The sequence below is a fragment of the Geodermatophilus sp. SYSU D00697 genome, assembly GCF_054050175.1.
In genome coordinates, this window is the sequence record NZ_JBJGYV010000020.1 from 52,143 (window position 1) to 77,698 (window position 25,556).

Consider the following 25,556-nt stretch of genomic DNA (forward strand, 5'->3'; position numbering starts at 1 on the left):
GCCTACGCTGGTGTCCGTGGTGTTCTCGAAGATCCTCCGTGCCGGCGAGGGCAAGATCCTCCGGCGACTGAACAAGATCGCTGATGCGGTCGAGTCGCTGGCGGACGACGTGGCCGACCTCACCGACGCGGAGCTGCGGGCCAAGACCGACGAGTTCAAGGAGCGCCTGGAGGAGGGGCAGACCCTCGACGAGCTCCTGCCCGAGGCCTTCGCCGTCGTCCGGGAGGCCGCCACCCGCACCCTCGGCCAGCGGCACTTCCGCGTCCAGATCATGGGCGGTGCCGCGCTGCACCTGGGCAACATCGCCGAGATGAAGACCGGTGAGGGCAAGACGCTGACCGGCGTCCTCCCCGCCTACCTCAACGCGCTGACCGGCCAGGGCGTGCACGTCGTCACGGTCAACGACTACCTGGCCAAGCGCGACGCCGAGTGGATGGGCCGGGTGCACCGGTTCCTCGGCCTCTCCGTGGGCACGATCCTCTCCGGCGAGCGGCCGGCGCACCGCCGCGAGCAGTACGCCTGCGACATCACCTACGGCACGAACAACGAGTTCGGCTTCGACTACCTGCGCGACAACATGGCCTGGAACAAGGCCGACCTGGTGCAGCGCGGGCACCACTACGCGATCGTCGACGAGGTCGACTCGATCCTCATCGACGAGGCCCGCACCCCGCTGATCATCAGCGGCCCGGCCGAGTCGGCGGGCAAGTGGTACGTCGAGTTCGCGCGGATCGTGCCGCTGATGAAGCGTGACGTGCACTACGAGGTGGAGGAGGCCAAGCGCACGGTCGCCGTCACCGAGGAGGGCGTGGAGTTCGTCGAGGACCAGCTCGGCATCGAGAACCTCTACGAGGCGGTCAACTCGCCGCTGATCAGCTACCTGAACAACGCGCTCAAGGCCAAGGAGCTCTACCACCGCGACCAGCAGTACATCGTCAGCAACGGCGAGGTGCTCATCGTCGACGAGTTCACCGGCCGCGTGCTGGCCGGGCGGCGCTACAACGAGGGCATGCACCAGGCCATCGAGGCCAAGGAGAGGGTGCAGATCAAGGACGAGAACCAGACCCTCGCCACGATCACGCTGCAGAACTACTTCCGGCTCTACGAGAAGCTCTCGGGGATGACCGGCACCGCGCAGACCGAGGCGGCCGAGCTCTCCCAGACCTACAAGCTGGGCGTCGTCCCGATCCCGACGAACCGGCCGATGGTCCGCGAGGACCGCTCCGACGTCATCTACAAGACGGAGAAGGCGAAGTTCGACGCCGTCATCGACGACATCGCCGAGCGGAACGAGGCGGGCCAGCCGATCCTGGTCGGCACGGCGAGCGTGGAGAAGTCCGAGGTCCTCTCGAAGCTGCTGCTGCGGCGCGGCATCCCGCACGAGGTCCTCAACGCGAAGAACCACGCGCGGGAGGCGCACATCGTCGCCCAGGCCGGGCGGCTGGGCGCGGTCACCGTGGCCACCAACATGGCCGGCCGCGGCACCGACATCCAGCTCGGCGGCAACCCGGAGTTCATCGCCGACGAGGACCTCCGTGCCCGCGGCCTGTCGCCGTCGGAGACGCCGGAGGAGTACGAGGCGGCCTGGGACGGCGCGCTGGAGAAGGCCAAGGAGCAGGTCAAGGCCGAGCACGAGCAGGTGACCGACGCCGGTGGCCTCTACGTGCTGGGCACCGAGCGGCACGAGAGCCGCCGGATCGACAACCAGCTGCGCGGCCGGTCGGGCCGGCAGGGTGACCCCGGCGAGTCGCGGTTCTACCTGTCCCTCGGCGACGACCTGATGCGCCGGTTCAACGGCCCGATGCTCGAGTCGATGATGACCACGCTGCGCGTCCCCGACGACCAGCCGATCGAGTCCAAGATGGTCACCCGGGCGATCCGCTCGGCGCAGACCCAGGTCGAGCAGCAGAACTTCGAGGTCCGCAAGGACGTCCTCAAGTACGACGAGGTCCTCAACCGGCAGCGCACCGTCATCTACGACGAGCGGCGCAAGATCCTGCACGGCGAGGACCTGCACGAGCAGGTCCGGGCCATGGTCGACGACGTCATCGGCGCCTACGTCGACGGCGCGACCGAGACCGGCTACGCCGAGGACTGGGACCTCGACCAGCTGTGGAGCGGCCTCAAGGCGCTCTACCCAGTGGGCTTCTCGGTGCAGGAGCTGCTCGACGAGGTCGCCGACGGGGAGCAGGCGGCGCTGTCCGCCGACGTCCTCAAGGAGCGGCTGACCGACGACGTCCACCGCGCCTACGAGGAGCGGGAGGCCGCCCTCGGCGCGGAGGTCATGCGCGAGCTGGAGCGGCGGGTGCTGCTCAGCGTGCTCGACCGCAAGTGGCGTGAGCACCTCTACGAGATGGACTACCTGCGGGCCGGCATCCACCTGCGCGCGATGGCCAACCGCGACCCGGTCGTGGAGTACCAGCGCGAGGGCTACGACATGTTCAACGTGATGCTCGACGGCATCAAGGAGGAGTCGGTCGGTTTCCTGTTCAACCTGGAGGTCAAGACCAAGGAGCAGCAGGCGGCCGAGGCGGCGGCCAAGCAGGCCGAGGCCGAGGCGCGTGCGCTGGCGGCCGCTCAGGCGGGGACGGCGAAGGTGCTGGCCCGCCGGGCGGCGGCCGCGGGCGCGTCGGCACCTGCTCCATCCGCCCCTGCCGCGCCCGCGTCCGCTCCGGTCGCCTCGGCGTCCGCTCCGACGACCCCGGCGTCCGCGCCGGTCGTCGCGGACGGCGACGGGACCGGGCCTGCGGCGGCCGCGGCCGCTCCCGCCCCGGCTGCGCCGCCGGCTCCGGGACCTGCGGCGGCCTCGGCTCCTGCTGCGGCTCCCGCTCCTGCCCCGGCGGGGGCACCGGCCGCCCGTCGGTCCCCTGCTGCGCAGAAGGCCCGGTCGGCCGCGGCGGCTCCGGAGGTCGCGGAGGCCGAGCCGGCGGGCACGGGGCCCGAGCTGGCGGTCAGGGGGCTCGACGAGCCGCGGCGCAGCGCCGAGAACCTCACCTACTCCGCGCCGAGCCTGGACGCGTCGGCCAAGGACGCCGGCCGGGCCAAGGCCGCGAAGTCGGCCACGGTGACCGGCACCAAGGAGCCGGCACGCAACGCGCCCTGCCCGTGCGGTTCGGGCAAGAAGTACAAGGTCTGCCACGGAGCGCCGTCCCGCTCCTGACCGAGGACCCCACGAGGCCCCCGCCGGTTCGCCGGCGGGGGCCTCGTCGTCCGGGCGGCCCACCAGCGGGGCACCGCGGGACACGCGAGCGGTGAGGTGGCCGGGGCCGTCTCAGCCGATCTGCAGGGCGGTGCACCGCCAGCGCCCGTCGATGCCCTCCAGCCGGGCGGCGACCGCGTGCGCCCGGCCGGAGCGGCGCGCCACCGCGCTGATCTCCGCGACCCCGTCCACGGGCTCGCAGACGTACACCTGCCCGAGCAGCAGGGGTGCGGTGCCGCCGGAGCACCAGCGGGGGCGGCGGCCACTGCTCAGCGCGGCGAAGACACCGGCCGAGGTCAGTGGCTGAACCTGGGTGAGCGGTCGTCGTCCGGCCAGCGCCTCCAGGGTCAGGGTGAGCAGTCGTCGCCCGGCGAGGCGTGGGTCGGGGAGGTCGGCGCGCCTGGACCAGGTCGGCCCGAACCCCGCCGGGTAGCCGTCGGGCGTGGCCTCGGGGCGCGGTCGGGGACCGGGCCGGTGCGCCGGGCGAGGCACGGGCACGCCGGGGAGGACCAACCGGGCCGCCGGCCCCTCGTCCAGCGGTGGCTGCGGGGTCGGCACGACGACCAGTCGCAGGGTCGCGGCGCTGAGGGTCTGCCGCTGGGCGTCGGCGGGGGAGGGGGCGGTCATCACGGTGCTCCGGTGTTCGCGGGTGGGACGTGGGTCGGGTCGGTCATCGCGCGGGTGGGTGCAGGACCTGGCCGGGCAGCAACAGGTCGGGGTCGGGGCCGATCACGGCGGCGTTGGCCTGCCACCAGGCGTGCACCGCGGGGACGATCTCCGCGGCGGTCGGCTCCCGCCCGGAGTCGCTCCGCAGGTGGCCCGCGGCGATGTCCCACAGGCACTCGCCGCGGAGGACGACGTGGTCACCCGGTGCCGGCAGGGGCCAGTCGGGGGCGGGGTCGGGAGAGGCCGGCGCGGACGGGGCGGGCGTGGAGGGGACCGGCGTGGACGGAACGGGCGTGGACGGGGCGGGCGTGGACGGGACCGGCGCGGGTGCGGCGTCCGGCCAGTCGGCCACCGGTCCTGCGGACGTCGTCACCGGTGCTCGGTCGTCGGCCGGGCGCTCCGGCACCGCGTCCTCCGTGGCGGCGGTGAGGGTGACCACCGTGGCACCCGGCTGGGCCGGTCCGGCGGTGCAGCCGGCGAGGAGCGGACCACCGGTCACCAACCCCACGCCCAGTGCGAGGGCGGCGGCCCGGCGCGCGCTGGCCGGCAGCAGTCCCCGCGCCAGGACCCGGGCCGCGGCGCCGGCCATCCCGGGCAGGGCGGAGAGCGCCGTCAGCAGCAGGCCCAGCACACCCCACGCCCAGATGCCCCACGCCAGCGCCGCGACCCCGCCCAGCAGCAGGGACTCCGGGCCGCGCGCGTCCACGACCTGCTGCAGGTCCAGGCCGGTCCCGATCAGCCAGGAGAGGTCCGGGGTCAGTGCGTGCAGGGCTGCGGCTGTCGCCGCCATCACCGCGGCCGTGCCCAGCAGGCGCCGGATCGACATGTCTCCTCCTCGACTCGTTCGGCGAGGCATGACGAAACCATGCAAATGCATCCAAACGCAAGATCTGGCATGGACTAGGCTGTCTGCAGGAGGTGCCGGATGCGCTGGCAGCAGCTGTTCGCGGATCTGCAGGCGGAGTTCGACGAGGCCGAGGCGGCTGCCGAACGCGCCGAGGACGGCTCGCGCCGGCGCGCGGAGACGGGGGCGATCCGACTGGCCGACCGGCTGGCCGGGGCACGCCGGCTGCAGGTGGTCCTCCGGTGCCGGGGAGCGGGAGACGTGAGCGGTGTGCTCGCCGACGTCGGCAGCGACTGGCTGCTGCTGGTGGACGACCGGCGCCGTGACGTCCTCGTCGCGCTCTCCGTGGTGCGCACGGTGACCGGCCTGGTGCGGACGACGGCGCCGCTCGATTCCGGGGGAGCGGTGCGCGCGCGGCTCGACCTGCGCCGGGCGCTGCGCGGCCTGGCTCGCGACCGCAGCGTCGTCCAGGTGGTCCTCGACGACGGGTTCACCCACGTCGGGACGGTGGACGCCGTGGGTGTGGACTTCGTGGAACTGGCCGAGCACGCAGCCGACGAGCCACGGCGTGCTGCGGCGGTGCGCGGGGTGCGGACCGTTGCGCTGCCGGCGGTCGCGGTGGTGCGGACCCTCGCCCCGGGTCTGGACTGAGCCGGCTCAGCGCCGGCGGCGACCTCCGGTGGCGGGTGCGCTGTCCTCGGCGTCCTGGGCCGGCTCGGCGTGCTCCTCGGGCGCCGGTGCCGCCGGGACGGTGCCCGCCCGGGCCTCGGCGTACTTCTGCTGGATGAAGCGCTCGAGCTCGTCGACCTCGACCCGCCACTGACCGCGACCGCCGATCTGGATGGCGATGAGCTCCTTGCGCCGGACCAGCGCATAGGCCTGCGACCACGAGACGTTGAGGATCTCGGCGACGTCGTCGAGGGTCAGGAAGCGCGGTGTGGGCATCGAGGTCTCCGTCCGGTCGCGCACAGTCTGGCAGCCCCGTCCGGGTGGCATGCGCGCCGTCCACACCCGAACGTGTGGACGGCGACTGCACGGATCAGCGTCCATATCGCATCATCTGCGTCCGACCGTGGTCCACCGGGCTCGTCCACGGGTCGTCGCAGATCGGAGGAACCGCTGGCCGTGACCGCTGCGCGTACCACACCTCCCGCGCCATCGGCAGCCGATCCCGTCCCGGGGCCGGTACCGCGACGGGTCCGCCCGCCGCGGTGGCTGGACCTGCGGTTGGTGCTGGGCGTGCTGCTCGTGCTCGGGTCGGTCCTGCTCGGCGCCCGCGTCGTGTCCGCCGCGGACGCCACGGTGCCGGTCTGGTCCGCCGCGGGTGACCTCGCGGCGGGCACGGTGCTCGCCGAGTCAGACCTCGTCCCGGTCGACGTCCGGCTCGATGACGCGGCCGGCGCCTACCTGGCCACCACCACCCACCCGGAGGGGCGAACCCTCGCCCGGGCCGTCCGCAGCGGCGAGCTGCTGCCGCGTTCGGCCCTGGAGGAACCGGCCGAGCTGGTGCAGCTCGCGCTACCCGTGCAGGCGGGCTACGTGCCGCCGGGCCTGGTGCGCGGTCAGGTGGTCGACGTCTACGCGGTGAGCGACCCGGTCACCGGCGCACGCGCCGACGGCGCCGGGGTGTCCCAGGTCGTCGCAGCGGCTCCGGTGCAGGCGGTGTCCGGCCGCAGCGAGGGCGTGCTGTCGACGGCGACCACCACGGTGCAGGTCGTGGTGTCGGTCCCCCCGCAGGAGGCGCCGGAGGTGCTCGAGGCGATCGGTGGGCGCCCGCTGGTGGTCGTCGTCCACGAGTCGCTGGAGGCCGGGGGCGCGGCGGCCGCAGCGGCGGGCCAGCCGGGCTCGGCGTCGACCGGCCAGGGGTCCGCGCCGACCAGCGCCCGGGACGAGACCGACCCCACCGCGGCCTCGGGGTCCCGGTCGTCCTCGGCGTCGCCGTCCCGGTCGTCGTCGGCCTCGCCGTCCCGGTCGTCGTCGGCCGCGCCGTCGCGGAGCGGTGCGGCGACCAGCAGCACCCCGCAGCGCAGCGAGGCCGCGTCCGCGTCCCGTTCCGGCGGCGCCCCGGAGCCGACGCGCTGATGGCCCTGCAGGTCTTCACCGCCGTCACCGGTGCCGGCTGGGAGTCGTCGCTGGTCGGCGCCCTGGACCGCACCGACCACGGCGTCACCGTCGTCCGTCGCTGCGTCGACGTCTCCGAGCTGCTGGCCGCAGCGGCCACCGGCACGGGCCAGGCGGCCCTGCTCTCGGCGGACCTGCGCCGACTGGACGCCGACACGGTGGCCCGGCTGGCCGCGGCCGGGGTCGCCGTGGTGGGACTGGTCGAGCCCGGCGATGACCGGGCGGTCGACCGGCTGCGGGCGCTCGGCGTCGCCCACGTGCTCCCTGCGGACACCGAGCCGGACGGCATCGCCCGGGCCCTCCGCGAGGCGGTGGCGGGCGGCCTCCCGGCCGGCCGGGACATCGCCGATCCCCGTGCCGCGCTGCCCGCGACGGCCGCACCCGACCAGCCTGCGGACCGGACGGCCGGCCGAGGGCGCGTCGTCGCGGTGTGGGGTCCCACCGGCGCGCCGGGCCGGACCACCGTCGCCGTGGGCCTCGCCGACGAGGCGTCGCGGCTGGACGTGCAGACGCTGCTGGTCGACGCCGACGTGTACGGCGGCGTGGTGGCCCAGGTGCTGGGACTGCTCGACGAGTCGCCCGGCCTCGCCGGCGCGGCGCGCCACGCGGTCGCGGGCACCCTCGACGAGGCCGCCCTCGCACGCCTGGCCTGGGCGGTGCGCCCGCGGCTCCGCGTCCTCACCGGCCTGGCCCGCGCCGACCGCTGGCCGGAACTGCGGCCCCACGGCGTCGCCACGGTGCTCGAGGAGGCCCGCCGGACGGCCGACCTCACCGTCGTCGACTGTGCGTTCAGCCTGGAGGAGGACGAGGAGCTCTCCTTCGACACCGCGGCGCCCCGCCGCAACGGTCTGACACTGACCGTGCTCGAGGCCGCGGACACCGTGCTCTGCGTCAGCGGGGCCGACCCCGTCGCCCTCCAGCGCAGCATCCGGGCGCTCAGCGAGCTCCACGACGTCCTGCCCGACGTCGACCCGGTGATCGTGGTCAACCAGGTCCGGCGGGGACCGGTGCCGGGGGATCCGCGCCAGGAGATCGCCGACTCCCTCGAGCGCTTCGCCGGGCAGGAGGTGGCGTACTTCCTGCCGGCCGACCGGAGGGCCACCGACGCGGCGCTGGCGACCGGTCGGACGCTGGCCGAGGTCGCTCCCGGGTCGCCCCTGCGTGGTGAGCTGCGTGCCCTCGCCGCGGCGGTCACCGGTGTGCGACAGCCGCTGGACGCGCGGCGGTCCCGGCTCCGCCGGCGAGCGGGCTGACGTGTCAGTGGCCCAGCCGTGAGCGGCGGTCCGGGCGGTGCGGCGCCGGGACGGTGGGCCTGCCCCGCCGGTGGCCGGTGCCCAGCAGCGCGTCGTAGCGTGAGCTCCCGACCAGGAGGAGACCGATCGTGGAGCGCCTGACCACCCTGGACGCGTCGTTCCTCTACCTGGAGAGACCCGACAGCCCCATGCACGTCGCCGGGGTGCTCGTGCTCGAGCCGCCGGACGGCGGGGTGGAGGCCATCGCCTCCCTCGTCGAGGCGCGCCTCCCGCTGGTGCCGCGGTACCGGCAGCGGGTCCTGGAGGTCCCGGGGCACCTGGCCAACCCCGTCTGGGCCGACGATCCCGACTTCGACGTCGAGTACCACGTGCGCCGCTCGGCGGTGCCGCGCCCGGGAACCGAGGCGCAGCTGCTCGACCTGGTGTCCCGCGTGACCGCGCGGCCGCTGGACCGTGCCCGCCCCCTGTGGGAGGTCTACCTCGTGGAGGGGCTGGCCGACGCCCGGGTCGCGGTCATCACCAAGACCCACCCGGCGCTGGTCGACGGGCTCGGCGCGGTGGACATCGGTCAGGTGCTGCTGGACGACTCCCCGGACGCTCCGCTGCCCGAGCCCGAGCCGTGGCGGCCGCGGCGGTTGCCCAGTGGCGCGCACCTGGTCCGCGATGCCGTCGCGGAGTACGTGCAGCGGCCGACGGCGGTGGTCGACACCGCCCGGCAGGCGGTCGGCGACGTACGGGCCACCGGCGTGCGCCTGACCGGTGCGGCTCGCAGCGTGGCGCGCACGGCGCGATCCGCCATCTTCCCCGCGCCGCACAGCCCGCTGAACGCCGGCAGCGGCCGTCAGCGCCGGGTCGCGGTGGCGCGGGCGGCGCTCGACGACGTGAAGCAGGTCCGCAAGGCCCACGGTGGCACCGTCAACGACGTGTTGCTGGCGGTCGTCGCCGGAGCGCTGCGGGACTGGTTGCTCTCGCGCGGTCAGGCGGTCGTGGGCTCCACCTCGGTGCGCGCGCTGGTCCCCGTCTCGGTGCAGGGCGAGGGGGAGGAGGCACCGGGCAGCCGGGTGTCCAGCTATCTGGTCGACCTCCCCGTCGGCGAGCCCAACCCGCGGGTGCGGCTCGCGCGGATCAGCTACGCCATGCGCGGGGTCAGCCAGCACGCCCGCTCGGTGGGCGCGGGGACGCTGGTCGCCCTCACCGGCTTCGCCCCGCCGACCCTGCACGCCCTGGGCGCCCGCGCCGCCCGCGGCCTCACCCGGCGGATGTCCAACCTGGTGATCACCAATGTGCCCGGTCCGCAGGTACCGCTCTACGCGGCCGGCGGCCGGATGCTGGAGGTCTTCCCCGTCATCCCGCTCGCCCCCGGTCAGGGCCTGTCGGTGGGCATCACCAGCTACGACGGCCACCTGTTCTTCTGCCTGAACGCCGACCGTGACAGCGTCGGCGACGTCGACGTGCTCGCCGACCTCCTCGAGCAGGAGATCGGCGTGCTGGTCGAGACCGCGGGCTGACCCTCGGGCGGAGGGCCCTCCGCCGGGCCGGGATACCGTCGCGCTGTCCACCAGCGAGGAGGAGCCAGCCCGGTGCGCGTGTATCTGCCTGCGACGACGACCGTCCTCGCGACCCTCGTCGACGACGGCCGCCTGGCCGGTCCGCACACCGCGTTCGCGGTCACCCCGCGGCTGCGCGAGTTCTACGCGGTCAGCGATGCCGAGGCCGACGTCGAGGAGCTGGAGTACGCCGCCCTCCTCGGCGCCGCCCGGGCGAGCCTGCGGCTGATCGACATCGACCCCACCGCGGCCCGGCGTCGTGTCGTGGTCGCCGCCGACGTGCCCGACGAGGCGGTGTCCGAGGTCGAGGACCCCGACGCCGACCGCGGAGCGGTCCGGGTGACCGGCGACATCGCCCTCCGCGACGTCGCGAGCGCGCACATCGACGGGGCCGACGCCGAGGACGACGTGCGTGCGGCGGTCAACGTCGTCCTCGAGGCCGACCTCGGCAGCGAGGACGCGCAGTTCGTCGTGGACCAGGCGGAGGGGCACGAGCTGGCCTGGTACGCGAGCCAGGAGATCGGTGCCGTCCTCGAACTGCTCTGACGGGGCTCGCGGGACCCGGGTCACGGAGCCGCTCCGACCGCCGCGCGGCCCGGCTGCGCCGTCCGGGACGGCGCGCGGCACCGGGCCACCTGCACCCGCTGCGCCGCGCCTGCCGTGACCAGCCACCCCGACCCCGGTCGCTGCGGGACCGGGGCCCTAGGGAGCCGGATCCCCAGCAGGTCGCCGTCTCCCGGGACGGGGCAGAGCAACAGGCCGCTGCGGCGGCGGCGCAGCACCGGGACCGGCCCCCGGTACACCGCGGCCAGCTCGGCCGCCGTCCCGCCGGCGAGGAACACGACCGCGTCGACTCCGGGGTCGGACCCGATCGCGGTCAGGACCGGGGACTCGGCGACGGTGCCGTGGTCGTCGACCACCACCGCGCCCGGCGCCCCGTCCAGCGAGGCGAGCCAGGACCTCCACCCGGCGACGTCCGAGGCGACGACCGAGGTGCCCACGGCTTCCTCGTCCTGCGGGAGCGTCGCCCCGCCGCGGACCACTCGGAGCACCGGGACCCCGGCAGTCGTGAGGCGTCGGGCGAACGCGTCCAGCGCGCTGCTGCGGCCGCTGCCGGGTGGGCCTGCGACGAGCAGCCCTGCGGCGGCGGCCAGGTCGACCTCCAGCACGGCACCCTCGTCCCCGCCGGGCCCCAGCGGCAGCAGCAGACCTCGTCCTGCCTGCGGCGGCAGCACCGGGTCGGCCGGTAGCTCCGGAACGGTCAGCGGGCGGGGGGCGCCCGGCGTGTCCCGCCGCGCCGTCGCTGTGGGTAGGGGACGGGGCAGTGCGAGCTGGCACTCGACACCGTCCTCGCCCAGCAGCGCCCGACCGGGCGGTCGGTGCGCGGGGACGGCGCGGGCGGGGATCCCGGCGACGGCGTAGTCAGCGCGGTCGGGCAGGGGCAGGACCAGCCGGGTGCCGACCGCGCTCGCCAGCCGGCCGCCCGGGACGGCGCGGTCGGCGGTGAGCAGGCAGGTCAGCCCGACCGCTGCGCCGTCGCGGACCAGCCGCAGCAGGGCGGTGGCGCCGTGTCCGGGGTCCGCCTCGTCCAGTTGTGCGCTGAGTGCCTCGGCGCCGTCGACGAGCAGCAGCAGGTGCGGCGCCGCCGGTGAGGTCCGCGCGCGCCGGGCGGTCACCTCCTGACCGAGCCGGTCGAGGAGGCGGACGGTGCGCAGCGGGTCCTCGCCGCCGACCGCCGTCCCCGTGTGCGGCAGGCCTGTGGCGGTGGCCGCCAGGGCCCCGCCGCCGTGGTCGAGGACGTGGACGTGCAGCTCGTCGGGAGGATGCGCGGCGATCGCCTCGGCGAGCACCGTGCGGAGGAACGTCGTCCGGCCGCTGCGGGGTCCGCCCATCGCCAACCAGCCACCGCCGCGGCGCAGGTCCAGCTCGAGTGGATCCTGAAGCTGGCGGTCCGGGCGGTCGACCAGGCCGATCCGCAGGCTGGACCGGCCGGTCGCCTCCTCCGTCCTCCCGGAGGAGGACGACGGCAGGTCCTCGGCGCGGACGACGTCGGGCAGCGTGGGACACCACGGGCGGTGCGGACGCGGGATCCCCGCCTGCTGCGCGTGCCGGGAGAGCACCGTGGCGAGCCGGGCCAGCCCCGAGGGGCCGTCGGGTGGCCCCTCGTCCGGTGCGGCATCCGAGGACGGCCACCGCGATGTCCGTACCAGGGGCGCGTGGCGCCGTGTGCCCCCGGCCGGTCCGCAGACGCGCGCGGCCTGGAACAGCACCGCAGACCCGCCCCCCGTGCGCAGCAGGCCCCGCCCCGGGACGTCGGCCGGCAGGCCGGCCGCGGCGGAGCTGCCCAGCACGTCCCGGGAGTCGGACTCGTCGGTCGTCCGCAGGCAGATGCGCAGCGAGCAGTTGGCGCGGATCTCCGGGGACACGACACCGGCGGGCCGCTGGGTCGCCAGCACCAGGTGGACGCCGAGCGAGCGCCCGCGCTGCGCGATGCCGACGAGCCCGGACACGAAGGAGGGCAGTTCCTCGGTGAGCCCGGCGAACTCGTCGACGACTATGACCAGGCGCGGCAGCGCGACGGAGTCCGGCAGGGCAGGGAGGTCCACCGCGCCGTGCGCGGCCAGGAGGGCTTCACGGCGGGTCAGCTCGGCGCTCAGCGACCGCAGGGCCCGGGCGGTCGACGCCCCGTCGAGGTCGGTGAGCAGACCCACCGTGTGTGGCAGCGACGCCGCGTCGGCGAACGCCGCACCGCCCTTGTAGTCGATGAGCAGGAACGAGCAGCGGTCCGGTGGATGGGCCAGTGCCAGGCTCGCGATCAGGGTCTGCAGCAGCTCGGACTTCCCCGCACCCGTCGTCCCGGCCACGAGGGCGTGCGGGCCGGACCGGCACAGGTCCACCGCGGCCACGCCGGCCGCAGTGCGCCCCAGCGTGGCGACCAGCCGGTCCCGATCCCGGGACCACTCGCCGTCGAGGAGCCCGTCCGGCTCCACCTGCAGGCCCGGGCGTGGCAGGTCGAGCAGGGACACCCGGCGGGGGAGTGCGGCGTCCCGAGCCACGGGGACGAGGCCGGCGAGGTCGCGGGCGAGGGTGGTGGCGACCCGCCGGGGCAGGTGGTCGACGGTCACCTCGGCCCTGCCGGCGCTCCCGGCCCGGTGCAGGACCGCGCTCGTGCCCGTCTCCCCGGTGAGCTCGAGGACGGCGTCGACCGCGACGGGCAGCCGCTGCCGCGACGGTCCGGCGGCCAGGACGACGACCCCGGCCGCTCGTGCCTCCCGGAGTGCCGCCGCGAGCCGGGGACCGACCGGGCGGTCGACCACGACCACCGTCCACCGGGACCCGGTCACATCGGTGGAGGCGTGCGTCTCCGCCGGGGCGCGGGACACCCGCCGTCCCCGCGCCACCACAGCGGCCAACCACCGGAACGGTGCGTCGTCGTCTCCGGGCGCCGGTGTGCCGACGTGCACGTCCTCGTCTGCGAGGTGCGGGAGCCAGCGCATCCACGCCCAGGCGGGAAGGCGTTCCCCGGAGGTGAGCAGCGCCAGACCCACGTCGCCGGGGGAGTGCAGCGTCGCCACCTGCGCGACGATGCCGGCGAGCACGCCGAAGGTGCGGGACCTCGGCCCGGTGACGCCCAGCCCGCCACTCGCCGGCAGTGCCACGACGACGGGGAGGTGGTCCGCGGTGACCGGCTCCCGGGTGCCGTCATCGAGCACCCGGGTCACGACGGTCTCGCCCCGTCCCGTACCGACGCGGACGACGAGCGCATCGGCGTCGCCGCCGGACCGTTGCCAGAGCCCGGTGGTGCGCCGGCGGGCGGCGGTGGCCAGGGAGGCGAGGTCCGGGGACGCCGCCCAGGCCCCGAGCACGTCCGTACGCACCGCCTCGGCGACCCGCTCCTCCGCATCCCGCAGGTCAGCGGCGTGCGCGGCCGCCGCCCGCCGCCCGCTGCGCCGCCCCGTCCACCGGTCGGAGAGCCAGGTGCCGACCGCGGCGACGGGACCGAGCAGCGTGAACAGCAGGAAGTGTGGGGTGGAGAGGGCCCAGGCGAGGGCGAGCCCGGCCACGACCGGGAGGAGGACGGCCACCCAGGCCAGCGGCCGCCGTGGCGAGCCCACGGGCGGAGCGGGGAGGCGGACCTCGACCGGTCGCCGGGGCGGGTCCAGGCGGGGCTGCGGACGCAGCCGGAGCCGTCCGCCGGGAGCCGGCTGCACGGCGGCGGGAGCGCTCCCAGGGGTGGCGGTGGCCAGCGTGGTGGCGCCGATGCGCAGCACCGTGCCGGTCGACCAGGACCGCGGCGTGTCGCCCAGCGCCTCGTCGCCGAGCCGGCTGCCGTTGGTGGACCCCAGGTCGGTGACCGCCAGGTCGCCGGCGCCGACCTCCACGAGGACGTGCCGCCGGGAGACGTCGGGGTCCGCCAGTTCGATCCTGGCCCCGCCGCCGCGACCGACGACGTGCCGGCCACGCGCCAGCGGCAGGGTCGTGCCCGCGTCGGGACCGCCCACCACGTGCAGCTCCAGGGCGCTGGACCGATCGGTGTCGTGGGATCGCGGGCCGGGGCGACCGAGCCCGAGCAGCGCGCCGTGCGCCAGCGCGGGCGAGGTCAGCGGGACCTCGTCCCCCAGCCGTGCCGATCCCGCCCACAGCTGCGCGGCCGGCAGCCGCAAGGCGGCCGCGAGGGCGGGCAGCACGGCACCCAGGCGGTCCTCGTCGGCCGCGGTGACCTCGACGTCCACGGTGTTCTCGGCCGTGACCAGGGACCAGCGACGGGAGGCCGGCGGGCCGGGCTCGGAGCGGGGGTGCACGCGTCGACCCTCGCCCTCGGCTCCGCGGACGTCCGGCGAGCCGGCGGATCTGTGGACGGGCGCCGGGCCTGTGGACGACCGGAGCCGGTCGAGGCGACCGCGGCCCTAACGTCCGCCGTGACCGGGAACGGCCCGGGCCGAGGAGGAACAGTGAAGGTCGACATCGCCACCCTGCAGTCGATGGCCGGGCAGTGCCGGTCCGAGGCCGCCGAGAGCGCCGCGCGCCACGCCACCCTGTCGAGCGGCGTCAACGCGTCGGTCCTCGACGGCTGGACCGACAGCCAGGCCGCCGTGCGCTTCGCCGAGCTCTACGAGCAGTGGCGGCTCAGCGCGCAGGGCGTCAGCGACGCCCTGACCGGCATGGGCGGCCTGATCGACAGCGTCGCCGCCTCCTACCAGCAGCACGAGGCGGAGGTGGCCGCCCGGATCGGCGCGCTGTTGTGACCCCGGGACCGGCGCGCCGTCCTCAGCCCGCGGGAGCGGCGCCCGCGGGCGCCGGGGACGGCCGCCGCCCGGCCATCCGGTCGCGCAGCTGCCGAGCCGCGTCGGGCACCCGTTCCCACGGGAGGATCGAGAGGATCGCGATGCAGTGCGGCAGGAAGATGATCTTGACGCTGGCGAAGACCGCGACGTGGAAGCCGAGCAGGAAGACGACCAGCACCACGCGTGCGCGGTTGGACCAGACCAGCAGCATCAGCGGGGCGAGGAACTCGAGGACGAGCATCGCCCACTGCGCGGCCACCAGCAGGCCGGGGATCTCGAGGGTCCAGTCCGACAGGACCGTGCCGCGGCGCACGATCGCCCGGGCAAGCGTCGAGCCGGTGGCCCAGTCCCAGCCGCCGAAGCGCATCTTCGCCCAGGCGGCCAGGAAGTAGGTGAGCATGACAGTGACGAAGACCGCGGCCATCGCGAAGCCGGCCGCCTCCGAGGAGCGGCGGTCGCGCCAGCCGGCCCGTCCGATGGTCGGCAGCACGGCGAGGGCGACGAGGTAGGCGATCCGGTCGTGGTCCACCTTCCCGTAGCTCATCGCGATGACCATCCACTCGAAGTAGAGGAGGAACACCGCGGTGCCCAGCAGGCGGGGTGCCCGGCCGGTGGCCGCCGCCAGCGCCGCGACCACCAGGGCCCACTGGACGACGTGCACGACCGTGGAGGTGGGGACCGGCAGCGGGAGGAGCTGCCCGACCGTGAGCGGCTGGTAGTACTCGGTCGGGACGTCGGCGTGGGCGCGCACCCACGCCGTGGTGAGGAAGACGTCGACCGGGACGAACAGGTAGGCGATGGTCCGGAAGACCGCGATCCGGGCCAGTGGCACCGGCCGGAACCACCAGCCGTGGCGGCGCACCGCTGCCGCATCGGCGGCCACGGCCGGACCGCCGCCGGCGGAGGGGGTGGCGCTCACGGGGTGCCTCCCACGTCCTGGGTGACGAGGACGCTGTCGGTGACCTCGCCGGTCTGCCGACCGCCCTCGAGCGCGTAGTGGCGCTGCACGACCCGGACCTCCACGAGCGGCTCGGCGTCGGGGTGGTGGGCGGTGTAGGTGTCGGCCAACAGGGCCAGCAGCTCCGGCTCCTCCACCAGGCGGGGCAGCTGCCCCTCGAACTCCGCCCGGCGCAGCCCGACCTCGCCACCGGAGAGGCGGACCTCCTCGCCGTCGGCGGTCATCCCGACCACGCGGGTCGAGACGACCGGCCGGTCGGGGTCGGCGCGGGTCGAGTACATCTTGAACGGCCCGAAGGGGAACGACGCGTCGGTGCCCCACACCGAGCCGGCCAGCAGGAGCACCAGGACGACGACGGTGGCCGCCAGCCGGGCTCCCCGGCCGGCGGGGGAGAGCGTCAGGACGCCTGCCTCCCCGGGGTCGTGGACGGGAGGAGCCGGAGGCACCGGGGCATCGTAGGATCGGCGCCCGTCCAGATGGGTCACCGACGCAGCGTGGTGGGCAACTGGCCCCCCGGTCGCGGGAGCCCCTCCCGTCGTCCGTGCCCCGCCGTCAGCGTCGACACCCGGGAGCGCGGTCCATGCAGTTCGGTCGGTACTACGAGGAGTTCGAGGTCGGGGCCGTCTACAAGCACTGGCCCGGCAAGACCGTCACCGAGTACGACGACCACCTGTTCTGCCTGCTCACGATGAACCACCACCCGCTGCACCTGGACAGCCACTACGCGGCGGAGACCACCGACTTCGGCAGGAACGTCGTGGTGGGCAACTACGTCTACTCGCTGCTGCTCGGCATGAGCGTCCCCGACGTCTCGGGCAAGGCCATCGCGAACCTGGAGGTCGAGTCGCTGCGACACGTGGCGCCGACCTTCCACGGCGACACGATCTACGGCGAGACGCGTGTCCTGGACAAGGCCGAGTCGAGGTCCAGGGACGACCGGGGCGTCGTGCACGTCGAGACGATCGGCTACAAGCAGGACGGCACCGTCGTCTGCACCTTCCGGCGCAAGGTCATGGTGCCCAAGCGTTCCTACGGCGAGGCCCGGGGCGGCGAGCAGCCCGGTCGCCCGGAGCCCGCCGCCCGCGACTGAGCGTCCGGCGGTCAGGAGGGGAGCACGCCCCAGCCACGCAGCGTCTCGACCAGCCGCGGCGTGCAGCGCAGCCGCTCCAGGTCGGCGGCGTCCGCGAAGGTGACCGCGTCCGCGTCGTCCCCGGCCACGGGGACGGCGTCGGGGTCGACCAGTTCGCAGGCGTAGTCGATGACGTCGTAGACGACGTCCGCGCCCGGGATCTGCAGCCGGCCCACCGGCGCGGCGGCCCGCACGGCCAGGCCGGTCTCCTCGAGCACCTCGCGCTCCACCGCTGCCTCGGGCGTCTCCCCGGGCTCGACCCGCCCGCCGGGCACCGACCACAGCCCCCGGCTGGGCTCGTGCCCCCGGCGGATCAGCAGCAACCGGCCGCGGGCGTCGTGCACCACGGCCCCGACACAGGCGACCACGCGCGGTGCGGACGCGGGGGAGCGGGACACGCCCCGCACGGTACGCAGGGCCGCCGCTGTCAGCGCTTGACGAACCCCTCCGGTCACAGGACGGTGATGCCCGATGACTGCCACGACGGTCTGTCCCCGCTGCGGCGAACGACTCGTCGTCCGCCCGGGGAACTCGGCCCAGGCCTGGTGCCACGTGCACGGCGCGGTGACGCCGCTGCACCACACGCTGCTGGTCGCGCACGACGCGATCGCCGCGGTGACGGCCGACGCCCGGGTCCCGGCGTGGGTGCCCGACCCGATGCCGCCGGGCTGGACGGTCACCGGGCTGGCGTGGGGTGGGGAGCCGGGAGCGCGCGCGATCGTCGTCGACTGCGCCGGTCCCGCTCCGCTGGGCGGCTCGGCCGAACTGGTGCTCATCGCCGAGGAACCGGGCACCGGGGTGGGCTGCGGCTACGCGGGGCTGCCCGGGCCCGACCCCGGCGACGTCATCTCCGGCCCCTCCTCGGCCGACGTCAAGGCCGCCGGCCAGCACGCTCCGCTGTGGGCCGTGCCCACCTCCGACGACCGCGCGGCCTTCGTCGGGGAGGCCTTCGGCGTCTGGTTGTGGCTGGTCATGTGGCCGATGTCGGCGGCCTGGCTGCTGGCCGAGCAGTTGGAGCTGCTCGACCTTCGCGAGCGGCTCTACCCCGACCTGCCCCTGGGCCCGCCCAGCGAGCACCTGCTGCCGGGGCCGTGACGGACCGGACCGGATCGGCCCGCAACCCCGGCGGCGTGTCCCCGGAGGGGGTCGTGGGGCGTGTGTTACGCATGGTGCTCGCCGCCGGGACACCCCCGTCCCCGCGCCCCACACAGCACCCGCGGAGGTGACGGTGAACCTCAAGAAGGTCCTCACCTGGCTGGTCGTCGCCTTCGTCGTCTTCTACGTCATCCAGGCCCCCGAGAGCTCCGCGGAGATCGTGCGGAGCGCCGGCACCGCCCTCGGCAACGCGGCGTCCTCCCTCGCGGACTTCGTCGGGTCGCTGGTCTAGCCGCCGGATGACCGGCCCGGCACCGCGGCCCGCCAACGGCCGCCGGCCGCGGTGGAGCAAGGACGCCGACAAGTACCTGCTGCCGCACGAGCAGCCGCCGGTGGTCGCCACCCGGCGGCACTGGGCGGTGCTGATCGTGCCGGTCCTCAAGGCGCTGCCCGTGCTGGTCGTCGGCGGCTGGCTGCTGCTGTTCGGCTCCGGCAACATCGGCACCGCCTTCCGCGACCGCGACAACCGGTTCGCCACGACCGCCGGATTCCTCGTCCTCGTCGGCGTGCTCGTCTACCTGGGCCTGCGCGTCGGTGAGTGGTGGATGCGGCACTTCATCGTCACCAACCGACGGGTGCTGCTGACCAGCGGGATCATCGTCCGCACGGTCGCCCTGCTGCCGCTGCGGCGGATCACCGACCTCACGTACAAGGAGACGCTGTTCGGCCAGGTGCTGGGCTACGGCACCTTCCGCTTCGAGTCGGCCGGCCAGCAGCAGGCGCTCGCGGAGATCACCTACCTGCCGCACGCCGACCAGCTGTACCGCAAGGTCAGCGGCCTGCTGTTCGGCGGTGGCGGCGCGGCGTCCTCCGGCGACGACGAGGGCGACCCCGAGCCGCCGTCCTCCCCGCCCCCGCCCCGCAGCCCGCGCGGCACCGCGGACGACGGACGGCGCGACACCGAACCGATCCCGCGGGTGCGCCCGCCGCGCCGCCGGGTGGCCGGACGGCGGGTGCGGCAGGCTGACCGGTGATGCGGATCGACCTCCACACCCACACGTCGGTCTCCGACGGCACCGAGAGCCCCGCCGAGCTCCTCGCCACCGCGTCCGCCGCGGGCCTGGACGTCGTCGCGCTCACCGACCACGACACGACCGGCGGATGGGCCGAGGCGGAGGCCGCCCGCCCCGCCGGGTTGACCGTCGTCCCGGGCATGGAGCTGTCCTGCCGCTGGTTCCCGGCCGGGTCCCCGCCGATCAGCGTCCACCTGCTGGCCTACCTGTTCGACCCGCAGCACCCGGGGCTGGCCGCGGAGCGGGCGCGGCTGCGCACTGAGCGGCTCGGCCGCGGCGAGCGGATCGTGACCGCCCTGGCCGAGGCCGGCTTCCCGGTCGCCTGGAGCCAGATCGTCGAACGGTCCGGGGGAGGGGTGGTCGGCCGCCCGCACGTGGCCCGCGCGCTGGTCGAGGCCGGTGTCGTCGCCTCGGTCGACGACGCCTTCGCCACCCTGCTGCACCACCGCAGCCCCTACTACGTCGCCAAGGCCGACACCGACGTGCTCGACGGCATCACGCTGGTGCGGGCCGCCGGCGGCGTGCCGGTCTTCGCGCACGGCCTGGCCACCAAGCGGGGCCGGGTGGTGGGCGACGAGGCCATCGCGAGGATGGTGGCGGCGGGGCTGCTGGGCCTCGAGGTCGACCACCCCGACCACGACCCCGACGAGCGCGCGCACCTGCGCGGCCTGGCCGGCGAGCTGGGGCTGCTGGTCACCGGCTCCAGCGACTACCACGGCACCAACAAGACGACGCCGATCGCCGCCTGCACCACGGCGCCCGACCAGCTCGAGGCGATCCTGGCCGCCGGCACCGGCGCCGCGCCGTACCGGGACTGACCCGGCCGATCCGTCCGTGCGCCCGGCTAGCGTGGGAGGCATGCAGGGGGCGCAGCTGGAGATGCCCGGCATGCCGCGGCGGCTGTTCGCGGCCACGCCGAGCAAGCTGGCGACGTTCGCCGACTGCCCGCGCCGCTACCGGTACGCCTACGTCGACCGGCCGACGCCGCAGAAGGGCCCGGCGTGGGCGCACAACTCCGTCGGGTCCGCGGTGCACGCGGCGCTGCGTTCGTGGTGGGACCTGCCGGTGCGCAAGCGCACGGCGGTCTCGGCCCGGCAGCTGCTGTACTCGGTCTGGTCACCGGCCGGCTTCCGCGACGCCGAGCAGGCCGACCGCTGGCGGGCACGGGCGGCGGCCTGGCTCACCGACTACGTGAACGGGCTCGACCCCGGCGAGGAGCCAGTCGGCCTCGAGCGCCAGGTCGCCACCACCACCGAGCGGCTGGCCCTCTCCGGCCGCGTCGACCGGATCGACCAGCGGGGCGAGGAGCTGGTCGTCGTCGACTACAAGACCGGCCGGGTGCCCAGCACCGACGACGACGCCCGGGGGTCGCCCGCGCTGGCCGCCTACGTGCTCGGGGTGCGCCGCACGCTGCGCCGTCCGTGCAGCCGGGTGGAGCTGCACCACCTGCCCAGCGGCACCGTTGCGGCGTTCGAGCACACCGACCGGTCGCTGGCCAACCACGTCCGCCGGGCCGAGGACGTCGCCGCCGACATCGGTGCGGCCACCGCGGCCGTGGAGGCCGGTGAGGACCCGGACGTGGCCTTCCCGGCCGCGCCCGGCCGGCAGTGCGGCTGGTGCGACTTCCGGCCCAGCTGCCCGGTCGGTCAGGCCGCCACCCCGGCGCGGGAGACCTGGAGCTTCCTCGCCGAGGAGAGCTGCTGAGGGGTACTCCCGGGAGCGTCAGGCGCCCTGGGCGCCGCGCACGGCCAGGGAGACCGCGAGCGTGACCATGACGACGGCGATGCCCGCGTCCAGCACGCGCCAGGCGGCCGGGCGGGCGAACACCGGCCGCAGCAGCCGGGCCCCGAAGCCGAGGCCGGTGAACCAGACCGCGCTGCCGGCCGCGGCACCGGTGGCGAACCACCACCGCAGGTCGTCCCACGTGCCGGCCAGTGACCCGAGCAGCACGACGGTGTCCAGGTAGACGTGCGGGTTCAGCCAGGTCAGCGCCAGGCAGGTGGTCACGGTGACCGCCAGCCCGGTCCGGCGGCCGGCCTCGTCGGTGACCAGGGCGGCCGGGCGCGCCACTCGGCGGGCGGCCATCAGCCCGTAGGCGAGCAGGAAGGCCGCCCCGGCGAAGCAGACGACGGTCAGCAGCCGCGGTGCCCGGGTGACCAGCGCACCGGCGCCCGCGGTGCCGGCGACGATGAGCGCGACGTCGGAGAGCAGGCAGACGGCGACGACGGCGGCCACGTGTTCGGCGCGCAGCCCCTGGCGCAGGACGAAGGCGTTCTGCGCGCCGATCGCGACGATGAGCGACAGGCCGAGGCCGAGGCCGGACGCGGTGGCGAGCAGGGCTGCGGGCACGCGGACGACGCTAGGTCGCGGCCTGCCGTCAGCACAGCGCGATGTCCTGCAGGACCTGAAGGAGCTCTAATGACGGTGTGGACCTCGACCTGGCCCAGCTGAGGGCGCTGGAGGCGACCGTCACCGCGGGCACGCTCGACGGCGCCGCTCGGGCGCTGCACGTCACGCCGAGCGCGATCAGCCAACGGCTCAAGGCGCTGGAGGCGGCCACCGGCCGGGTGCTGCTGGTGCGCAGCAAGCCGGTGCGGGTGATCGAGTCCGGGCAGGCGGTGCTGCGGCTGGCGCGGCAGGTGGCGGTGCTCACCGCCGACGCGACCCGGGAGCTGGCCGGCGACGGGACGAGCGGGGCGGTCCCCCTGCCGATCGCGGTCAACGCCGACTCGCTGGCCACCTGGGTGCTCCCGGCGCTCGCGCCCCTCTCGGGCGAGCTCGCCTTCGACCTGCACCGGGAGGACCAGGAGCACACCGCCGTCCTGCTCCGGGACGGGCGGGTGATGGCCGCGGTCACCGCCGACCCCGACCCCGTGCCGGGGTGCACCGTGACCCGGCTGGGCAGCATGCACTACCGCCCCATGGCCACCGCGGCGTTCACCCAGCGGTGGTTCCCCGAGGGGGTCGGTGAGCAGGCGCTGTCCCGGGCGCCGGTGGTCGTCTTCGACCGCAAGGACGACCTGCAGTACCGCTACCTGCGCGCCCGGGGCATCGACGCGGGCACGCCCCCGGTGCACCACGTGCCCGCGTCGGCGGACTACGTCACCGCCGTCCGGCTGGGGTTCGGGTGGGGGATGGTGCCCGTGCAGCAGGAACCGGCCGGGGAGCTGGTCGAGCTCGACCCGGGAGGCACGGTCGACGTCCTCCTGCACTGGCAGCAGTGGAAGCTGCGCTCGCCGTCCCTCGATCGGGTCGCGGCCGCGGTGCTCGCCGCCGCGCGGCGCGAGCTGGACCAGCAGGAGGACCCCGTCCTCCCCACCCCTCGCAGGCCCGGGGCCGGTCCAGGGGCCGACCCACCGGGGTCCTCCCTCAGGCGCTGACCGGCACCGCCTGGGCGACGCGCTCGTACCCGGCCCAGACGATGGGGGAGCGCTGGACCCGCTGCGGCAGCCGCAGCATCCCCAGCCGGAAGGCCCGCAGGGCGGCCGTCGCGGCCGCGTCGGTCACCCCGAACCCGGGCAGCGAGTACATCCGGCGCGCCCACCGGGGCAGGGTGGCCACCGCGAGCGAGGCCAGCGAGCCCCACGCCGGGCGAGCCGGCGTGAGGAACCGCACCCACGCCGGCATCGGCGGGTTGAGCACCATGCGCACCGCGTCCCGGGCCGCGGGGGTCACCCGCAGCGACGGGTGGGTGCCGGCGAAGTAGCCGGCCAGCCCGGCGACCGTCCGGGGCACGTCGTCCTCGGCGCACCCCACCAGGACCGCGGCGGTCACCTGCTCGGCGACGTAGCGGTCGGCGTCGGCGTCCCTGGTCACCACCCCGGCCCGGCGCGCGACGTCGAGCAGCGAGTCGACCTCGCAGCAGTGCACCCACAGCAGCAGGTCGGGGTCGTCGACGCGGTAGGCGCGGCCGTGGACGTCCCCGCCCAGCCGGCGGTGGATGCCGCGGACACGCCGCACCGCCCGCAGCGCCTCCCGCCGGGTGCCGAAGGTCAGGGTGTCGACGTAGGCGGCGGTGCGGGCCAGCCGGGGCCACGGGTCGTCGCGGAACAGGGAGTTGGTGGCCACGCCGTCCATCGCGACCGGGTGCAGCGCCTGCAGCAGGAGCGCGCGCAGCCCGCCGACGGAGAACACCGGGTCGGCGTGCACTCGCCAGGTCACGCTGCCGGGGCCGAAGAACCCCAGCAGGTCCTCCTCCGGCGTCCAGCCGGGCGTCGGGCCGGTCACGACCGCGCTCCCGAGCGCGCGGTCACCGACGCCCAGAACTCGAGGAAGACGGCCAGCGTGGCGGCCGGGTTCTCGATCGCCGGGGAGTGGATGGCCCCGGGGATGACCGCGTGCCGGGCGCCCAGCCTCCGTGCCATGTCCTCCTGGACGGCCGGCGACCAGGCGTCGTCCGCGGCTCCGTGCGCGACGAGCACCGGCACGCCCGTGGCCGCGAGCTCGGCCACCCGGTCGGGCTCGGTGGTCATCGCGTCGGCCATCCCGCGCAGCCCGGCGGCGCTGTTGGCGAGGAACCGGCGGGTCAGGAACGCCCGGGTGGGCGCCGGTACCGCCTGCGCCCTCGGGTCGGTCATGGCCAGCTGCTCGAGGGTCTCGTTGACCAGCGGGACGCCGCCCGCGTCCAGCAGCGGGGACAGGTGGTCGAGCAGGTCGGCCCGCGGCCCGACCAGCCGCGCGGGCCCCGACCCCAGCAGGGTCAGCGACGCGAACAGCGACGGCTCGGCCAGGACGGCGGCCCGGCTGACCAGCCCGCCGAAGCTGTGCCCGACGAGGTGCAGCCCCGCGCGGGCCTCGGCCGCCAGCGCCCGGGCCACGGCCACGACGTCCTCGGCCAGGTCCGCGACGGTGTACCGCGCCGGGTCGTCGGGGCCGGGGGACTCGAACTGGCCCCGCTGGTCGATGGCGACCACCCGGTGCCCCTCGGCGCACAGCGGGCGCAGCAGGGGCGCGAAGTCCTCCTTGCTGCCGGTGTACCCGGCCACCATGAGGACGGTGCCGCGCTCGCCGGTGCCGCCGGTGTCCAGCGCGCTCAGTGGCCCGGCGCCCCCGCGGAAGGTGCGGTGGTGCGCGTCGTGGTCGGCCAGCTGCCGGAGGTCGTCCGGGGCGATGGAGAGGGGGGCGCTGTCGTCGGGGCCGGCGGGCATCACCATGACCCAGTCATACCCCCGCGCGGCCAGGGGCGACGTCGGGGGTCAGCGGTAGGCGAGCACGCGGTCGGCCAGCTGCACGACGACGACCGGGCCGGTGACCGTGGCCACCCCGCCGGTCGGCACCCCGGTCGCCGCGGCACGCCCCACCTCCTCGCCGGACGCGAGGTCGCGGAGGACGACGGCGCCGTCCTCGGGGACCGGCACGGCCGCCTCGGCGGCGGGCTGCCCGCCCTCGGCCGGGCCGCTGGGCAGACCGGTCGCCGGGGTGGACCAGCGCACCGCGCCGGTGTCCTGCTCGACCGCGGAGAGGGTGCCGCCGGCCAGCACCAGGAGGACCTCACCGGCGCCGCGGACCAGCACCGGGCCGGCCCCGGGGACCGGCGAGCCGACCGGGACCCCGTCGCTCCCGGCGAACAGCTGCACCCCGGCGCTCCCGGCCACGGCGACGGTCCGGTCGACGCCGACGAGGGTGGCCCCGGTGTCGGGGACGTCGCGGGTCCAGGCGGCCTCGCCGGTGTAGCCGTCGAACAGCCGCAGCTGCAGCGCCGCCGTCTCGGCGCACCGCTGCAGGACGACGACCCCCGCCTCGCCGACGTCGGCACCCAGCAGGCGGCAGCCCGGGGTGGGCGCCTGGCGCCAGCGGGTGTTGTCCCCGACCGGGTCGAGGGTGACCACCCCGGTCGGCGCGGCGGCCAGCACGATCCCGTCGGTGCTCCGCAGCACCATGTCGGTCCGGAGGTCGACGTTGCGGGTCCACTGGCGCACGCCGGTGTCGGCCGCCAGCGCGACGGCCTCGTCGCAGCGGTCCTCCGTGCGGAAGACCGCGACCACCACGCTGCCGACCGCCGTCCAGTCGCACAGCCGGGCGTTGGCCCGGGTGTAGTGCCAGCCCTCCGCGCCGGTGCCCACGTCGAGCGCCCGGACCCCGTGCGCGCCGCCGACGAGGACCCGGCCACCGTGCACCGTCGCCCGCGGGACGTCGCCGCTGTTGGCCGTCGGGGAGGTCCAGGCCGGGGAGAGGGCGCCGGCCGGCGTCCCGTCGGGGACGCCGGCCGGTGCAGCCGTGGTGCTCTCGGTGGCGGCCGCGTCCGAGCCCCGCCAGAGCAGGGCGGCTACGACGACGAGGGCCAGCGTGGCCGCCGTCCAGACCCACACCCGCAGCGGCGGACGCCCGGCCCCCTTGCCGGGTCCCCCCGCGGCCCCGTCCCGAGGCTCGTCCCGAGCGTGCGAGGC

General features: G+C 75.8%; 25 protein-coding genes. 14 read left to right on the forward strand and 11 right to left on the reverse strand.

Annotated elements, in window-relative coordinates; genetic code table 11:
• Positions 1–16 precede the first annotated feature (16 nt).
• Positions 17–3,160, forward strand: coding sequence for a preprotein translocase subunit SecA (gene secA / locus ACI79C_RS17360; protein ID WP_456946920.1), 3,144 nt, complete (start codon positions 17–19; stop codon positions 3,158–3,160).
• A 111-nt stretch (positions 3,161–3,271) separates the two neighbouring features.
• On the opposite strand, the gene ACI79C_RS17365 is transcribed toward secA, so the two are convergent.
• Both ACI79C_RS17365 and ACI79C_RS17370 read right to left on the reverse strand, forming a co-directional pair.
• Positions 3,272–3,826: an Rv3235 family protein gene (locus tag ACI79C_RS17365; RefSeq protein WP_456946921.1), complete on the reverse strand. Its 555-nt coding sequence runs from the start codon at positions 3,824–3,826 to the stop codon at positions 3,272–3,274.
• Positions 3,827–3,869: 43 nt separating this feature from the next.
• Positions 3,870–4,691: a LysM peptidoglycan-binding domain-containing protein gene (locus ACI79C_RS17370; protein ID WP_456946922.1), complete on the reverse strand. Its 822-nt coding sequence runs from the start codon at positions 4,689–4,691 to the stop codon at positions 3,870–3,872.
• A 99-nt stretch (positions 4,692–4,790) separates the two neighbouring features.
• On the opposite strand from ACI79C_RS17370, the gene ACI79C_RS17375 reads away from it, so the two are divergent.
• A complete protein-coding gene (locus ACI79C_RS17375; RefSeq protein WP_456946923.1) occupies positions 4,791–5,360 on the forward strand; it encodes a hypothetical protein in 570 nt (189 codons plus the stop codon).
• Between the two features lie 6 nt (positions 5,361–5,366).
• Here the strand turns inward: ACI79C_RS17375 and ACI79C_RS17380 are convergent, their stop codons facing one another.
• Entirely contained in the window at positions 5,367–5,654 is a 288-nt protein-coding gene (locus ACI79C_RS17380; RefSeq protein ID WP_456946924.1) for a helix-turn-helix domain-containing protein, read from the reverse strand.
• A gap of 294 nt (positions 5,655–5,948) precedes the next feature.
• On the opposite strand from ACI79C_RS17380, the gene ACI79C_RS17385 reads away from it, so the two are divergent.
• The 4 genes from ACI79C_RS17385 (at position 5,949) to ACI79C_RS17400 (ending at position 10,176) form a co-directional block, all read left to right on the forward strand.
• Positions 5,949–6,791 carry an SAF domain-containing protein gene (locus ACI79C_RS17385; RefSeq protein WP_456946925.1) on the forward strand — a complete coding sequence of 281 codons (843 nt, stop codon included), beginning with the start codon at positions 5,949–5,951 and terminating at the stop codon, positions 6,789–6,791.
• A complete protein-coding gene (locus tag ACI79C_RS17390) occupies positions 6,791–8,083 on the forward strand; it encodes an AAA family ATPase (protein WP_456946926.1) in 1,293 nt (430 codons plus the stop codon). Before ACI79C_RS17385 ends, ACI79C_RS17390 begins: the two co-directional genes overlap by 1 nt.
• Positions 8,084–8,211: 128 nt before the next feature.
• Complete coding sequence (locus ACI79C_RS17395; protein WP_456946927.1) at positions 8,212–9,591, forward strand: WS/DGAT/MGAT family O-acyltransferase; 1,380 nt, start codon at positions 8,212–8,214, stop codon at positions 9,589–9,591.
• 78 nt (positions 9,592–9,669) lie between these two features.
• On the forward strand, positions 9,670–10,176 hold the full coding sequence (locus ACI79C_RS17400) for a DUF6912 family protein (protein ID WP_456946928.1): 507 nt from the start codon (positions 9,670–9,672) through the stop codon (positions 10,174–10,176).
• A 20-nt stretch (positions 10,177–10,196) separates the two neighbouring features.
• On the opposite strand, the gene ACI79C_RS17405 is transcribed toward ACI79C_RS17400, so the two are convergent.
• On the reverse strand, positions 10,197–14,432 hold the full coding sequence (locus tag ACI79C_RS17405) for an FtsK/SpoIIIE domain-containing protein (protein WP_456946929.1): 4,236 nt from the start codon (positions 14,430–14,432) through the stop codon (positions 10,197–10,199).
• Positions 14,433–14,582: 150 nt separating this feature from the next.
• Here ACI79C_RS17405 and ACI79C_RS17410 point away from each other — a divergent pair, with 150 nt between their 5' ends.
• On the forward strand, positions 14,583–14,876 hold the full coding sequence (locus ACI79C_RS17410; protein ID WP_456946930.1) for a WXG100 family type VII secretion target: 294 nt from the start codon (positions 14,583–14,585) through the stop codon (positions 14,874–14,876).
• 22 nt (positions 14,877–14,898) lie between these two features.
• Here the strand turns inward: ACI79C_RS17410 and ACI79C_RS17415 are convergent, their stop codons facing one another.
• Both ACI79C_RS17415 and ACI79C_RS17420 read right to left on the reverse strand, forming a co-directional pair.
• Positions 14,899–15,834 (reverse strand): MFS transporter permease, encoded by a 936-nt coding sequence (locus ACI79C_RS17415; RefSeq protein ID WP_456946931.1) that lies wholly within the window; start codon positions 15,832–15,834, stop codon positions 14,899–14,901.
• Positions 15,831–16,319, reverse strand: a complete 489-nt coding sequence (locus ACI79C_RS17420; protein ID WP_456946932.1) for a hypothetical protein — start codon at positions 16,317–16,319, stop codon at positions 15,831–15,833. The genes ACI79C_RS17415 and ACI79C_RS17420 overlap by 4 nt, the downstream gene beginning before the upstream one ends.
• Positions 16,320–16,453: 134 nt before the next feature.
• On the opposite strand from ACI79C_RS17420, the gene ACI79C_RS17425 reads away from it, so the two are divergent.
• Positions 16,454–16,963 carry a MaoC family dehydratase gene (locus tag ACI79C_RS17425; RefSeq protein ID WP_456946933.1) on the forward strand — a complete coding sequence of 170 codons (510 nt, stop codon included), beginning with the start codon at positions 16,454–16,456 and terminating at the stop codon, positions 16,961–16,963.
• A gap of 11 nt (positions 16,964–16,974) precedes the next feature.
• Here the strand turns inward: ACI79C_RS17425 and ACI79C_RS17430 are convergent, their stop codons facing one another.
• The gene (locus ACI79C_RS17430; protein WP_456946934.1) at positions 16,975–17,400 is read right to left on the reverse strand and encodes an NUDIX hydrolase; all 426 of its coding nucleotides are present in this window, start codon (positions 17,398–17,400) and stop codon (positions 16,975–16,977) included.
• Positions 17,401–17,473: 73 nt separating this feature from the next.
• Here ACI79C_RS17430 and ACI79C_RS17435 point away from each other — a divergent pair, with 73 nt between their 5' ends.
• The 5 genes from ACI79C_RS17435 to ACI79C_RS17455 all read left to right on the forward strand — a co-directional run bounded on the left by ACI79C_RS17435 (position 17,474) and on the right by ACI79C_RS17455 (position 20,874).
• Complete coding sequence (locus ACI79C_RS17435) at positions 17,474–18,097, forward strand: DUF6758 family protein (protein ID WP_456946935.1); 624 nt, start codon at positions 17,474–17,476, stop codon at positions 18,095–18,097.
• A 133-nt stretch (positions 18,098–18,230) separates the two neighbouring features.
• Positions 18,231–18,389, forward strand: a complete 159-nt coding sequence (locus ACI79C_RS17440; RefSeq protein ID WP_456946936.1) for a hypothetical protein — start codon at positions 18,231–18,233, stop codon at positions 18,387–18,389.
• A 7-nt stretch (positions 18,390–18,396) separates the two neighbouring features.
• On the forward strand, positions 18,397–19,131 hold the full coding sequence (locus tag ACI79C_RS17445; protein WP_456946937.1) for a PH domain-containing protein: 735 nt from the start codon (positions 18,397–18,399) through the stop codon (positions 19,129–19,131).
• Positions 19,131–19,988, forward strand: coding sequence for a PHP domain-containing protein (locus tag ACI79C_RS17450; protein ID WP_456946938.1), 858 nt, complete (start codon positions 19,131–19,133; stop codon positions 19,986–19,988). Before ACI79C_RS17445 ends, ACI79C_RS17450 begins: the two co-directional genes overlap by 1 nt.
• A 40-nt stretch (positions 19,989–20,028) precedes the next feature.
• A complete protein-coding gene (locus ACI79C_RS17455) occupies positions 20,029–20,874 on the forward strand; it encodes a RecB family exonuclease (RefSeq protein WP_456946939.1) in 846 nt (281 codons plus the stop codon).
• Between the two features lie 18 nt (positions 20,875–20,892).
• Here the strand turns inward: ACI79C_RS17455 and ACI79C_RS17460 are convergent, their stop codons facing one another.
• Complete coding sequence (locus ACI79C_RS17460; RefSeq protein ID WP_456946940.1) at positions 20,893–21,519, reverse strand: LysE/ArgO family amino acid transporter; 627 nt, start codon at positions 21,517–21,519, stop codon at positions 20,893–20,895.
• Positions 21,520–21,596: 77 nt separating this feature from the next.
• On the opposite strand from ACI79C_RS17460, the gene ACI79C_RS17465 reads away from it, so the two are divergent.
• A complete protein-coding gene (locus tag ACI79C_RS17465; protein ID WP_456946941.1) occupies positions 21,597–22,550 on the forward strand; it encodes a LysR family transcriptional regulator ArgP in 954 nt (317 codons plus the stop codon).
• On the opposite strand, the gene ACI79C_RS17470 is transcribed toward ACI79C_RS17465, so the two are convergent.
• From ACI79C_RS17470 to ACI79C_RS17480, 3 genes are read right to left on the reverse strand one after another with little or no spacing between them, the layout of a single operon-like run.
• Complete coding sequence (locus ACI79C_RS17470; RefSeq protein ID WP_456946942.1) at positions 22,540–23,397, reverse strand: oxygenase MpaB family protein; 858 nt, start codon at positions 23,395–23,397, stop codon at positions 22,540–22,542. The genes ACI79C_RS17465 and ACI79C_RS17470 overlap by 11 nt on opposite strands.
• Positions 23,394–24,323, reverse strand: coding sequence for an alpha/beta fold hydrolase (locus ACI79C_RS17475; protein WP_456946943.1), 930 nt, complete (start codon positions 24,321–24,323; stop codon positions 23,394–23,396). The genes ACI79C_RS17470 and ACI79C_RS17475 overlap by 4 nt, the downstream gene beginning before the upstream one ends.
• Before the next feature lie 42 nt (positions 24,324–24,365).
• Complete coding sequence (locus tag ACI79C_RS17480) at positions 24,366–25,478, reverse strand: outer membrane protein assembly factor BamB family protein (protein ID WP_456946944.1); 1,113 nt, start codon at positions 25,476–25,478, stop codon at positions 24,366–24,368.
• Positions 25,479–25,556: the final 78 nt, after the last annotated feature.